This is a genomic window from Streptomyces sp. NBC_00637, assembly GCF_045161545.1.
Taxonomy (GTDB): domain Bacteria; phylum Actinomycetota; class Actinomycetes; order Streptomycetales; family Streptomycetaceae; genus Streptomyces.
The window spans coordinates 7,263,442-7,275,562 of sequence record NZ_CP109046.1 but is presented as its reverse complement, the minus strand read 5'-3'; the positions used below and the strand labels follow the sequence as shown (position 1 = coordinate 7,275,562).

The 12,121-nt window shown below is 74.6% G+C and carries 9 protein-coding genes and 2 pseudogenes; 6 read left to right on the top strand and 5 right to left on the bottom strand.

Translation table 11 applies throughout. The features are described 5' to 3' along the window. Nucleotides 1-9: 9 nt before the first annotated feature. From OG440_RS32075 to OG440_RS32065, 3 genes are read right to left on the bottom strand one after another with little or no spacing between them, the layout of a single operon-like run. Complete coding sequence (locus OG440_RS32075) at nt 10-390, bottom strand: hypothetical protein (RefSeq protein ID WP_406010237.1); 381 nt, start codon at nt 388-390, stop codon at nt 10-12. 57 nt (nt 391-447) lie between these two features. Then, entirely contained in the window at nt 448-1,197 is a 750-nt protein-coding gene (locus tag OG440_RS32070; protein ID WP_406010236.1) for an ABC transporter permease, read from the bottom strand. 2 nt (nt 1,198-1,199) lie between these two features. Then, nucleotides 1,200-2,120: an ABC transporter ATP-binding protein gene (locus OG440_RS32065; protein WP_406010235.1), complete on the bottom strand. Its 921-nt coding sequence runs from the start codon at nt 2,118-2,120 to the stop codon at nt 1,200-1,202. Nucleotides 2,121-2,228: 108 nt separating this feature from the next. On the opposite strand from OG440_RS32065, the pseudogene OG440_RS32060 reads away from it, so the two are divergent. From OG440_RS32060 to OG440_RS32050, 3 genes and pseudogenes are all read left to right on the top strand, one after another. Continuing rightward, a pseudogene (locus tag OG440_RS32060) lies at nt 2,229-3,381 on the top strand (sensor histidine kinase). A 14-nt stretch (nt 3,382-3,395) separates the two neighbouring features. Continuing rightward, complete coding sequence (locus OG440_RS32055; protein WP_406010234.1) at nt 3,396-4,058, top strand: response regulator; 663 nt, start codon at nt 3,396-3,398, stop codon at nt 4,056-4,058. Between the two features lie 109 nt (nt 4,059-4,167). Continuing rightward, entirely contained in the window at nt 4,168-5,325 is a 1,158-nt protein-coding gene (locus tag OG440_RS32050; RefSeq protein ID WP_406010233.1) for an ROK family transcriptional regulator, read from the top strand. 151 nt (nt 5,326-5,476) lie between these two features. Here the strand turns inward: OG440_RS32050 and OG440_RS32045 are convergent, their stop codons facing one another. Next, nucleotides 5,477-6,238: a GntR family transcriptional regulator gene (locus OG440_RS32045; protein WP_406010232.1), complete on the bottom strand. Its 762-nt coding sequence runs from the start codon at nt 6,236-6,238 to the stop codon at nt 5,477-5,479. A 343-nt stretch (nt 6,239-6,581) separates the two neighbouring features. Between OG440_RS32045 and OG440_RS32040 the strand changes: the two genes are divergently transcribed. Continuing rightward, the gene (locus OG440_RS32040; RefSeq protein ID WP_406010231.1) at nt 6,582-7,412 is read left to right on the top strand and encodes an alpha/beta fold hydrolase; all 831 of its coding nucleotides are present in this window, start codon (nt 6,582-6,584) and stop codon (nt 7,410-7,412) included. Nucleotides 7,413-7,457: 45 nt separating this feature from the next. Here the strand turns inward: OG440_RS32040 and OG440_RS32035 are convergent. Further along, nucleotides 7,458-8,294 (bottom strand): annotated as a pseudogene (locus OG440_RS32035) (DMT family transporter); the annotation flags it as partial. A 47-nt stretch (nt 8,295-8,341) separates the two neighbouring features. On the opposite strand from OG440_RS32035, the gene OG440_RS32030 reads away from it, so the two are divergent. Then, nucleotides 8,342-9,778 (top strand): PLP-dependent aminotransferase family protein, encoded by a 1,437-nt coding sequence (locus OG440_RS32030; RefSeq protein ID WP_406010230.1) that lies wholly within the window; start codon nt 8,342-8,344, stop codon nt 9,776-9,778. A 747-nt stretch (nt 9,779-10,525) separates the two neighbouring features. Then, entirely contained in the window at nt 10,526-12,112 is a 1,587-nt protein-coding gene (locus tag OG440_RS32025) for an alkaline phosphatase D family protein (protein WP_406010229.1), read from the top strand. Nucleotides 12,113-12,121 lie beyond the last annotated feature (9 nt).

Sequence of the window (12,121 nt, the reverse complement as noted above, 5' to 3'; positions counted from 1 at the left end):
CGCCGGTCGTCAGGGCGGGTCGGTGTCGGTGACGACCAGGAGCAGCTGGATCTCGTCGCACGGGTCGAGATCGGCGACCCCCAGGGCCACCCAGCGGCCGTGCTCCCGAGGCCGCTCGGGCTGCCACAGGTACACGTCCCCCACCCGCAGGCTCAGCTCGGCCCAGGGCTCGGGTATCTCCTCGGCCCCGGTCCGCAGCCGGACCGTCTGCAGTCCGACGTGGTACGGGGCTCCCCATCTCCGCGACAGTTCCCCGGCCAGCTTCTCCCGCTCGTCGTGGAAGCGCCCCGCCTCCGCGAGACGCACGGCGGCGTCCGCGACCGCCAGGCCGTGACTGGTCACCAAGGCCGTCGTTCGGTGACCGGGCCCGAGGTACCTGTCGATGTCCATGACCTCCAGTAAACCCTCCGCCACCGACAATTGGCGGGCCGTCAGTCCGCTGCCCGGTCAGGCGTCCTCGCGCCGCACCCGCCACGCCCCCGCCATGACCGCCGCCGCCGTCCAGACGGCCGTCACCGCGAGACCCGTCCACGGGCCGAGAGACCCGCCCCACCTGCTGTGGAGCACGACTTGGCCGGCCCGGTCGGGCAGCAGGTCCGCCACGTTGCCGCTCATGTCGCCGACCACGAAGGACACGATCAGCAGGAACGGCACGAGGACGGCCAGCGTGGCCGTCCCGCTCCGCAGAACGGCTGTCAGGCCCGCCGCGAGCAGCGCCATCAGCGTCAGGTATACGCCGCAGCCCACCACCGCGCGCAGCCAGCCGGCCGGACCGGGACCGTCCGCCTTCTCCCCCAGCATCGCGCTGCCCACGGCGAAGGTGACGAGGCCGGTGGTCAGACCGACGGCGAGTACCGGCAGGGCGATCGCGGTCAGCTTGGCGGCGAACCAGCGGCCCCGTTGCGGCACCGCGGCCAGCGAGAGGCGCAGCGCGCCGCCCCGGAACTCCGCCGAGACGGCCGTCGTCGCGAAGGCGATCGCCGCGATCTGACCGAAACTCACGCCGAGGAAGACGGAGAAGAGCGGGTCGAAGTCCTCGGCGTCCCGGCCGGCCGAGGCGTTCGCCGAGGACGCCGACAGCGCCGAGAGGGCGGAGAACGCGACAGTGGACAACAGCATCGCGCACAGACCGCCGAGCAACGGGCGCAGCGTACGGATCTTGAGGCACTCGGCGTGCAGCGCGGAGGTGAAGGTCATGGTCAGGCCTCCTCGGACGGGGTGGCGAACTCTGCTTCGGCGGCGGTCAGATCGAGGTAGGCCTGCTCCAGCGTGCCCTCCTGCGCGGTCAGTTCGAGCAGCGGGACACCGGAGTGGGACAGGAGGCGGCCGATGTCGTCCACGCGCGCGTGGTGCACCGTCCAGTGCCCGTCCCCGTGTTCCTCCGCGTCGTGCCCGTGCCGGGCGAGGGCGGTCTTCAGTGCGACGGGGTCGGTCGTACGGATGCGCACGCGCGGCCGCACGCGCGCGTCGATGAAGTCCCGCACGGGGGTGTCGGCCAGCAGGCGGCCCCGGCCGAGCACGAGGAGGTGGTCGGCGAAGGAGGCCGTCTCGTTCATGAGGTGGCTGGAGACCAGTACGGTGCGCCCTTCCGCGGCGAGCCGCCTCAGCAACGACCGGATCCAGACGATGCCTTCGGGGTCGAGGCCGTTGGACGGTTCGTCGAGGAGCACCACCTGGGGATCGCCGAGCAGCGCGGCGGCGATCCCCAGACGCTGGCGCATGCCCAGGGAGTACGTCCGCACCCGGTGGCGCGCTGCCGGGGCGAGACCGGTCGCCTCCAGCACCTCCTCGACCCGTCGGGCGGCGAGCCGGTTGCTCGCCGCGAGGGCGCGCAGGTGATCGCGCCCGGTCCGGGAGCCGTGCGCGGCCTGCGCGTCGAGCAACGCGCCGACGTGCCGCAGCGGTTGCCGGAGGGCGGTGTAGGGCCGGCCGCCGACGGTGGCGGTGCCCGAGGTGGGGCGGTCGAGGCCGAGGACGAGGCGCAGGGTGGTGGACTTGCCCGCGCCGTTGGGGCCGAGGAAGCCCGTGACGCGGCCGGGCCGCACGCTGAAGGTGAGGCGGTCCACGGCCCGTCGGGGGCCGTACTCCTTGGTGAGGTCTCGGACGTCGATGCTGGTCATGGGCATCACTCTCGCCACCGACGCGGACCCGGGCCTCCCCCGCCGGTGGGGAACTTCTCCCCCGCCCGGGGGAGACCGTTGTCGGCGGCGCCTGCCACGATGGCCGGCATGGGCCGCTTGCTGCGCCCGCTGTGGCGGGGGACGACCTACACACGACTGCTGCACCTGTGGGTGCCGATGCTGGTCGTGAGCGTCTGGATGTTCGTCGACCCGTCGACTCCGTGGCTGCCCGCGCTGCTGCTCGTGCCGGTCGGACTGATCCCGGCGGTGCGCACGGGCGAGGGGGTGCAGGCGGCTGCTGCTGGTGCCGGGTGACGCGGATCCGGGCTTCTCCGTGGCGCCGTCGGCGACTTGGCGGGACCGGTTGCGTACGGTGCTGTGGCTGGAGGCGCGGATGGCGCTGGGCGCGGCGGCGACGTTCGCGTGCGTGTGGCTGCCCGCCCTGGTCCACGACCTGGTGGCCGGCCCGGGGTGGCGGGTTCCGGTCGGCCTGCCCGGCCTCCCCGGGACGGCGCCGTCCTGGTGGCCGGCCCTGCTGGTCCCGTTCCCCCTCCTCGCCCTGTACGGGGCCGTGGTGGGGCTGGGCGAGCTGGTGACCGTCGTCGCACGCGGGCTGCTGGGGCCGTCCGCCGCCGAGCGCCTCGCCGCCCTGGAGGAACGCACGGAGCGGTTGCTCGAACGCAACCGCATCGCCCGGGAACTGCACGACTCCATCGGTCACGCGTTGACGGTGGCGGTGGTGCAGGCGGGCGCGGCACGGGCGGCCGGCGACGCGGACTTCACCGACCGGGCCCTGGCGGCGATCGAGGAGAGCGGCCGGTCGGCCCTCGCGGATCTGGAGCGGGTGCTCGGTGTGCTGCGGGAGTCGGGGCGGCCGGTGGGCGACGGGCCGACCCTGGTGGAGGCCGACCGGCTCCTGGAGGCGGCACGGGCCTCCGGGGCGAAGGTCGACGCCGAGCTGACCGGAGCGCTGGAGACGGTGCCGGGGCCGGTGTCCCGGGAGGGCTATCGCATCCTCCAGGAAGCGCTGACCAATGTGCTGCGGCACGCGGGATCCGTTCCGCTGCGGGTCCGCGTGGAGGTCACGGACGGCCTCCTGTGCCTGGAGGTGCGCAACCCGCTGACGGCCCGTGTGGCGGGCCCGGGGCGTGGCAGCGGGCTGCGGGGCATCCGGGAACGGGCCGTCCTGCTCGGCGGGCGGGCGTCGACCGGGCCGGACGAGGGGGACTGGCGGGTGCGGGCGGAACTGCCCCTGCGCTGATCTACGCTGGCCGGATGCCGGTCACCGTACTCCTCGTCGACGACGAACCTCTGGTGCGGGTCGGGTTGCGTGCCGTGCTGGAGGCGCAGCCCGACATCGAGGTCGTCGGGGAGGCGGCGGACGGGGCGTCGGTGATCCCGCTGGTGCGGCAACTGCGGCCGGACGTGGTCGCGATGGACGTACGCATGCCGCTGATGGACGGGATCGAGGCCACGCGCGCGGTGCTGCGGACGGTGCAGGCGCCGCCGAAGATCCTGGTCGTGACGACCTTCGAGAACGACGAGTACGTGTACGACGCGCTGCGCGCGGGCGCGAACGGGTTCCTGCTGAAGCGGGCCCCGGCCGCCGAGATCGTGCACGCGGTGCGCCTGGTCGCGTCGGGCGAGTCGCTGCTGTTCCCGGCGTCGGTGCGGCGGCTGGCCGCCGAGTACGGCGACCGGGGAGGCGATCGGGCGGCCCGGGACGCACTGGAGCGCGCGGGGCTGACCGAGCGGGAGGCGGAGGTGCTGCGGCTGATGGCGCGCGGGCTGTCGAACGCCGAGATCGCCGCCCGGCTCGTCGTCGGGACGGAGACGGTCAAGTCCCATGCCGGCGCGGTGCTGGCGAAGCTGGGGGCGAGGAACCGGACGCAGGCGGTGATCACGGCGTACGAGTCGGGGTTCGTGGCGCCGGGATAGGGCGGGCCTGCACGGGCCGGTGGATATCGGTACGGATTCCTTACTCGCCGGGGTCCGTTCCGCCGAGTACGATCCGCGCAACACGCGCGACGAGCTGGAAGGACGGACGTTGGGGCAGCTGACCGGCGGGGATCCCTCGCTGCTGCGAAGGATCAATTCCGCGGTGGTGCTGCACGCGCTGCGTGCCGCGGACTGCGCGACGCTCACGGAGATCACCCGGGTGACGGGTCTGTCCCGGCCGACCGTCGAGGGGGTCGTCGAGGACCTCATGGGGGCGGGGCTCGTCGTCGAGAAGGCGGCCGACGAGAGTGTCGCCCGGCGCCAGGGGCGGCCCGCGCGACGGTTCCGGTTCCGGGCGGAGGCCGGGCACCTGCTGGGTCTGGAGATCGGCTCGCACCGCGTGGCCGCGCTGCTGGCCGATCTGGACGGCCGGGTGCTGGGCGCGCAGGCCAAGGACGTCGACGAGGCGGCACCGGCGGACGAACGGCTGGAGCGACTGCGTACGGCCGTCGCCGAGCTGCTGCGCCGGGCGGGCGTCCCGCGCAGCTCGCTGCGGGCGGTGGGGGTCGGTACGCCCGGGATCGTGGAGGCGGACGGAACCGTGCGGCTGGGCACCGCGCTGCCCGAGTGGACGGGGCTGCGGCTGGGCGAGCGGCTGAGCCGTTCCTTCAAGTGTCCGGTGCTGGTGGAGAACGACGCCAACGCGGCGGCCGTGGCCGAGCACTGGAAGGGCGTGGCCACCGAGTCCGACGACGTCGTCTTCGTGCTGGCCGGGCTGAGCCCGGGCGCCGGCTCGCTGATCGGTGGGCGTCTGCACCGGGGCTACGGCGGGGCGGCCGGGGAGATCGGCGCGCTGCATCTGCTGGGCCGGGAGGTGACGCCGGAGACACTGCTGTCCATGACGGACGAGCCGCTGCATCCGCTGGACGAGCAGGCGGTCGCCGAGGTGTTCGCGCAGGCCCGCGAGGGCGACAAGCAGGCCCGGGCCGCGGTGGACCGCTTCATACAGCGGCTCGTCCACGACGTGGCCGCGCTGGTCCTGGCGCTCGATCCTGAGCTGGTCGTGGTGGGCGGCTGGGCGGCCGGGCTGGACGGGGTGCTGGAGCCGCTGCGGAACGAGTTGGCGCGCTACTGTCTGCGCCCGCCCAGGGTGGCGCTGTCGCTGCTCGGCGAGGCGGCGGTGGCGACGGGGGCGCTGCGGCTCGCCCTCGACCATGTCGAGGAGCAGCTGTTCGCGGTCGAGGGGACGGTGACGGCGCGGCGGTGACCGGCCGTCAGTGGTGACCGGTCGTCAGTGGTGACCGGTCGTCAGTGGTGGTACGCGCCGCGCCCCGGTGGAGTTCCGGGGCGCGGCGGCGGTGGCCGGGTGCAGGCCGTTCAGGGAGCCTGCCGTCTCCGGCCCGCGGCGGACCGGGTGTTCAGGAGGCCTCGCGCTCAGGCCCGTGGTGTATCTCCACGCCGCCGGACGCGCCGAACGTCAGCCGGCAGGTGTCCGCGCGGTAGGTCGCGACGGAGAGCGCCGCGGTGCGTCCCGCGGCGAAGAAGCGGGTGGTGACGACGAGGACGGGGGCGCCGGGGAGCCGGTCGAGTTCCCGGGCGTCGTCGGCGCGGGCCGAGCCCAGCTCCACGGCGCGGTCCTGACCCTCCAGTTCGAGGCGCTGGAGCTCACGCAGCACGGCACGCGCGCGTGCCGTCTCGGACGGGGTGTCGATCGCGGTGAGGTCGGGCACCGACGTCACGGGGACGTAGAGCAGTTCGGCCGCGACGGGCTGGCCGTGCGAGACGCGCGAACGGCGCACGATGTGCACGCCCTGGTCGCGTGGGGTCTCAAGAGCGGTGGCGACGACCGCGGGCGGTGTCGCGAGCGTGCTGTCGACGGGCTGCCAGGCGTCGTCGCCCGTGCCCGGCCAGACCTGCTGGTCGCTGCCGACGGGCACGCCCATGCGCGGCGGCGCGACGGTGGTGCCGACGCCGCGGCGGCGCTGGAGACGGCCCTCCAGTTCGAGCTGCTCCAGTGCCTGACGGAGCGTGGCGCGGGCGACGCCGAAACGGGCGGCCAGATCGCGCTCGTTGGGCAGGATCTCGCCGACGGTGAACTCCGAGTCGAGTGCCTCGCTGAGCACGGTCTTGAGATGCCAGTACTTCGGTTCCGGTACCGATTCCAGTTGCGTGGTCCCCACCCTGTCCTCCGCAATCGCCGTGGTCCGGCGGCGTTTTTTCGCGCCCTTGTTTATTAAAGGTTGTTGTACTTCTCTGCGACCATAGGGCGGCCCCCACCCTTGGTCAAGACCAATCCTCGATCCCAGGTGAGGCCGACAGGCGTACGACAGGAAAGCGCTCACTGCGTGTTATCCGGGCGTGTTTTCGTGACACTCCGGCAGGGTCCGCGCGCGGGGGAACCGCGCGGAGCGAAGGTGGCCGCGCGGTGCGCCCCCCAGGGGCTACCCGTCGGTAGCTATTGCTGACAAGCTGTCTACGGCGTCCGCCGGCCTGTCCACGGCCCGTCCAGTCGAGGAGCTCTCCATGTCCGCCACCGTCTCCTTCACGGTCCCCTCCCCCAGTGGCCCGCAGCCCGTCACCGTCTCCTACGCGCGCGTGGGCCGGGGTGAGCCGCTGCTCCTGCTGCACGGCATCGGGCACCACCGGCAGGCGTGGGACCCGGTGGTGGACATCCTGGCCACGGAGCGCGAGGTCATCGCCGTGGACCTGCCCGGCTTCGGCGCCTCCCCGCCCCTGCCGGACGGACTGGCCTACGACCTGCCCAGCACGGCCGCCGTGTTCGCCGCCTTCTGCGAGGCGCTGGAGCTCGACCGGCCCCACGTCGCGGGGAACTCCCTCGGCGGCCTGCTCGCGCTGGAGCTCGGCCGCGAGAAGCTCGTACGGTCCGTCACCGCGCTGTCGCCCGCCGGGTTCTGGTCACAGGCCGAGCGGCGCTACGCCTTCGGCGTGCTCCTCACCATGCGGCAGATCTCGCGCCGGATGCCGCTGCCCCTCGTCGAGCGGCTGGCGAGCACCGCGGCCGGCCGGACGGCCCTCACCAGCACCATCTACGCCCGTCCGGGCCGGCGTTCACCCGAGGCCGTGGTCGCCGAGACGCTGGCCCTGGCCCAGGCCACCGGGTTCGACCAGACCCTGCGGGCCGGCGCCACCGTCCGGTTCACCGACGACCTCCCCAGGGTCCCGGTCACGCTCGGCTGGGGCACCCGCGACTGGCTGCTCGTGCGCCGCCAGGGCGTCCGGGCCAAGCGGATCATCCCCGCCGCGCGCCTGGTGCGCCTGCCCGGCTGCGGTCACTGCCCGATGAGCGACGACCCGGCGCTCGTCGCCCGCGTGCTTCTCGACGGCAGCCGCTGAGGTTCCGGGGCCGCGTCGCAACATCCCGGCCCCCAGGGCGACTCCGGCGCCGACCAGGGCACTCCCCACGCCCTGGGCGGGGCCGTAGGAGCCCGTTCCGACGAAGGGGGCGGTGCAGGCGGCCGCCACCGGGATGAGCCCGGAGAAGAGCGTGGCGCGCTCCGCGCCGATCCGCTGCATGCCCGTGTACCAGCACACGAAGCCGACGACGGTGACGACGGCCGCCTGCCACAGCAACGCGGCCGCCTCCGCGCCGTCCGGCCGCCGCAGCCACGCGCCGCCGTCGAGCAGCAGACCGGTCGCGGCGGCCTCGGCCGCGGCGATCCCGCACACCGTGGCGGACAGCAGCCGGGGCCCGAGAACCCGCAGGACGGGCACGGCCAGGACCGCGAAACCGACCTCCCCCGCCAGGGCGCAGACCGAGTAGGCGATGCCCGCGCCGTCCGTGCGGCCCCACCCCTGCACCGTGAACGCGCCGACGGCGACCAGCGACGCCCCGGCCAGCACCCGACGGCGGGGGCGCCGCCCCTCCAGCAGCGGGACGACGACCGCCACGACGACGGGCGCGCAGCCCACCAGGACGCCGGGGACGGCGGGTTCCGCCGAGCGCTCGGCGGCCAGCACGGCCACATTGAAGCCGACCATCCCGACCGCCGCGAGCAACGCCAGGCGCAGCCACTGGCGGAGGGTGACCGCGCGCAGCCGGGCCCCGGCCCCCGCCCCGGCCATCGGCAGGAGCAGCAGACCGGCGAGGGCGTAGCGCAGGGCCTGGCCACCCGCGTAGGGATAGGCGCCCAGGACGCTGTTGGCGGTGAAGGACGCTCCGACGAGGAGACAGGCGAGCGCGGCGAGCAGACTCCCGCGCAGGGTGGTCGCGTTCATGGAATCGACGCTAGGAACGGCGGCGGCCCCGGTTAAGGTCCACTTCCATGACGTCATCGGGGACCAATCCCGGCCCGCGGCCGGGGTCGGCCGCCTGGGAGCTGCTGCTGCCGGCCGTCGCGGCCCCGCCGCGCGCGCGGGGCCGCGCCCTCCAGGCCGCGCTGCGGGACGCAATCCGCTCGGGGCGGCTAGCGCAGGGCACCAGGCTGCCGTCGAGCCGGGATCTCGCCGCCGATCTCGGCGTCTCGCGAGGGCTGGTGACGGAGGCGTACGAGCAGCTGACGGCCGAGGGCTACCTGCGCAGCGGCCGCGGCGCGGGAACCTGGGTGAGCGGCGCCGTCCGGGCGGCCCGGCCCCGCGCGCGTGACCTCGCTCCGCGTCCCCCGGGCGTACGGGCCGACTTCGTGCCGGGCACCCCGGACCTGTCGCTGTTCCCGCGTGCCGCCTGGGCCGCCGCGCAGCGGGATGTGCTCGCCGGGCTGCCCCACCACGAGCTCGGCTATCCCGACCCTCGCGGGCTGCCCCGGCTGCGCATCGCGCTCGCCGGGCTCCTCGCCCGCCGCCGGGGCGTGGTCGCCGACCCGGAGCGCCTCGTGGTCGTCTCCGGGGTGGCCCAGGCGATGGCACTGCTCGGGCTCGCGCTGCACGCGCGCGGGACGCGCGCCATCGGCGTCGAGGACCCCGGGAGCCCCCAGCACGGCTCCCTGTACGCGGCGGCGGGCGTCACCGCCGTACCGCTGGCGCTCGACGCCGAGGGGCTGGCCATGCGCCCGCTCAGGTCGTCCGGGGTACGGGCGGTGGTCACGACGCCCGCGCACCAGTTCCCCACCGGGCTCGCGTACTCCGCGCGGCGGCGCGTCGAGCTGCTCGACTGGGCGAGATCGGTGGACGGCTTCGTCGTCGAGGACGACTACGACGGCGACTTCCGCTACGACCGCGCGCCCGTGGGCGCGCTCCAGGGCCTGGATCCCGAACGCGTGGCCTACACCGGGTCGGTCAGCAAGTCGCTGGCGCCGGGCCTGCGGCTCGGCTGGCTGCTCGTACCCGAGGCGCTGGCCGACGAGGTCGTCGAGCGCAAGCGGACGATGGACCTCGGCCATCCCACCCTCGACCAGGCGCTGTTCGCCCGGTTCGTGGAGCGCGGCGACTACGACCGTCAGCTGCGCCGCTGCCAGCGGGCCTACCGGGAGCGCCGGGACGCCCTGGTCGACGCTCTCCGGGAGCACTTCCCCGGGGCGCGGGTGTCCGGGATCGCGGCGGGGCTGCACGTCATCGCCGAGTTTCCCGGGCGGTACGGGCCGCGGGAGCGGTTCCTCGCGCGGACGGCCGCGGCGGGCGTCGAGGTGCGCGCGCTGGCGGAGTACGCACACGCGCGTGCCGTGCGGGGCACGCGCCTGCGTCTCGTGCTCGGCTACGCGCAGCTGCCGCCCGCGCGGATCCGCGACGGCGTACGCCTGATGGCGGAGGCCGTCGCGGGCGGGTGACACGTACGCCTTGAGACGGAGGCCGTCGCGGGCGGGTGGCCGTACGTCCGAGGGCGCAGGGTGTCGCGGGCGGGTGGCCGTACGCCTGACGGCGCAGGGTGTCGCGGGCGGGTGGCCGTACGCCTGACGGCGCAGGGTGTCGCGGGCGGGTGGCCGTACGTCCGAGGGCGCAGGGTGTCGCGGGCGGGTGGCCGTACGCCTGACGGCGCAGGGTGTCGCGGGCGGGTGGCCGTACGCCTGACGGCGCAGGGTGTCGCGGGCGGGTGGCCGTACGCCTGACGGCGCAGGGTGTCGCGGGCGGGTGGCCGTACGCCTGACGGCGCAGGGTGTCGCGGGCGGGTGGCCGTACGCCTGACGGCGCAGGGTGTCGCGGGCGGGTGGCCGTACGCCTGACGGCGCAGGGTGTCGCGGGCGGGTGGCCGTACGCCTGACGGCGCAGGGTGTCGCGGGCGGGTGGCCGTACGTCCGAGGGCGCAGGGTGTCGCGCGCGGGTGGCCGTACGCCTGACGGCGCAGGGTGTCGCGGGCGGGTGGCCGTACGTCCGAGGGCGCAGGGTGTCGCGCGCGGGTGGCCGTACGCCTGACGGCGCAGGGTGTCGCGGGCGGGTGACAGGGGTGGCGTGGGCCGTGCGCGTCGGATCCCGTGTGCCCGCGGCCAGTTGTTCACTTGCGGTTTCCGTGCGCGCTGCGGCGCCCCAGTAGTTGTGGCTGTGCACACCGGCCGGTTCCCGCCCCTGGAGGCGCATCCATGTCACCCAGTCCGTTTCCCGGGCGCCGCGGCGTCCTGCGCGGCTCGCTCGCCGCGTCCGCGGCCCTGACCCTGCCCGCCGCCGTCGGCGCGGCGCCCGCCTTCGCGCTGTCCGGGCGGCCCCGGGCCGGTTGGGGTGTGCAGGCCGGGGACGTGACCTCCGACTCCGGGCTGGTGTGGGTGCGCTCGGACCGGCCGGCGCGGATGGTCGTCGAGACGGCGGCCACCGAGTCGTTCCGGGGCGCCCGCCGATGGCACGGTCCGCTGCTCGGCGCCGGTACGGACTTCACCGGCACCACCCGGCTGCACGGGTTGCCGGCCGGCGAGCAGATCCACTACCGCGTACTGCTCGCCGACCCGGACGACCCGCGGCGCACCGGGGAGCCGGTGACCGGCACGTTCCGCACCGTGCCCGCGGGGCGCCGCGACGGGGTGCGCTTCCTGTGGTCCGGGGACCTCGCGGGCCAGGGCTGGGGCATCAACCCCGAGCTGGGCGGTTACCGCATCTACGACGCGATGGCGAGGCTCGATCCCGACTTCTTCCTGTGCAGCGGCGACAACATCTACGCCGACGGCCCGATCACGGCGACCCAGGCGCTGCCCGACGGCACCCTCTGGCGGAACGTCGTCACGGAGGAGAAGTCCAAGGTCGCCGAGACGCTGGCCGAGTTCCGCGGCAACTTCCGCTACAACCTGCTCGACGAGAACCTGCGCCGCTTCAACGCGCAGGTGCCGTCCATCATCCAGTGGGACGACCACGAGGTCCGCAACAACTGGTACCCGGGCGAGGTGATCGCCGCCTCCGACACCCGGTACACGGAGAAGAGCGTCGACGTGCTCGCGGGACGGGCCCGGCGGGCGTTCGGCGAGTACTTCCCGATCTCCATCCTGCGTCCGGGCGCCAAGGAGGGCCGGGTCCACCGCGTCGTGCGCCACGGGCCGCTGCTGGACGTGTTCGTGCTGGACATGCGGACCTACCGCAACGCCAATTCGCCGGACGACCAGACCGTGGACCCGCAGGGCATCCTCGGCGCCGAGCAGCTGGAGTGGCTCAAGCGGGAGCTCTCCCGGTCGCGCGCGGTGTGGAAGGTGATCGCCGCCGACATGCCGATCGGCCTGGTGGTGCCCGACGCCACCGAGGGCAGGGCGAACATCGAGGCCGTCGCGCAGGGCGACCCGGGCGCGCCGCTGGGCCGTGAGCTCCAGATCGCCGAGCTGCTGCGGTACGTCAAGCACCGGCGGATCACCGGCACGGTGTGGCTGACGGCCGACGTCCATCACACCTCGGCGCAGCACTACCAGCCGTCGCGGGCCGCGTTCACCGACTTCGAGCCGTTCTGGGAGTTCGTCTCCGGTCCTCTCAACGCGGGCGCCTTCCCGGCCGGCGCGCTGGACGGCACCTTCGGTCCCGAGCGGGTGTTCGTGAAGGCGCCGACCGCCTCGAACGTGTCGCCCGCCGACGGCTATCAGTTCTTCGGCGAGGTCGACATCGACGGCGGCAGCGGCGAGCTGACGGTGCGTCTGCGCGAGCAGGACGGAACCGTGCTGTTCACACAGGTGCTCCAGCCGGGACGGGTCGGCCAGTAGTCCGGCGTC

What these genes read in the sequence shown, in the direction of transcription:
- OG440_RS32075 (WP_406010237.1), bottom strand. Translation starts at nt 390, where the DNA reads ATGGACATCGACAGGTACCTCGGGCCCGGTCACCGAACGACGGCCTTG.
- OG440_RS32070 (WP_406010236.1), bottom strand. Translation starts at nt 1,197, where the DNA reads ATGACCTTCACCTCCGCGCTGCACGCCGAGTGCCTCAAGATCCGTACG.
- OG440_RS32065 (WP_406010235.1), bottom strand. Translation starts at nt 2,120, where the DNA reads ATGACCAGCATCGACGTCCGAGACCTCACCAAGGAGTACGGCCCCCGA.
- OG440_RS32055 (WP_406010234.1), top strand. Translation starts at nt 3,396, where the DNA reads ATGCCGGTCACCGTACTCCTCGTCGACGACGAACCTCTGGTGCGGGTC.
- OG440_RS32040 (WP_406010231.1), top strand. Translation starts at nt 6,582, where the DNA reads ATGTCCGCCACCGTCTCCTTCACGGTCCCCTCCCCCAGTGGCCCGCAG.
- OG440_RS32030 (WP_406010230.1), top strand. Translation starts at nt 8,342, where the DNA reads ATGACGTCATCGGGGACCAATCCCGGCCCGCGGCCGGGGTCGGCCGCC.
- OG440_RS32025 (WP_406010229.1), top strand. Translation starts at nt 10,526, where the DNA reads ATGTCACCCAGTCCGTTTCCCGGGCGCCGCGGCGTCCTGCGCGGCTCG.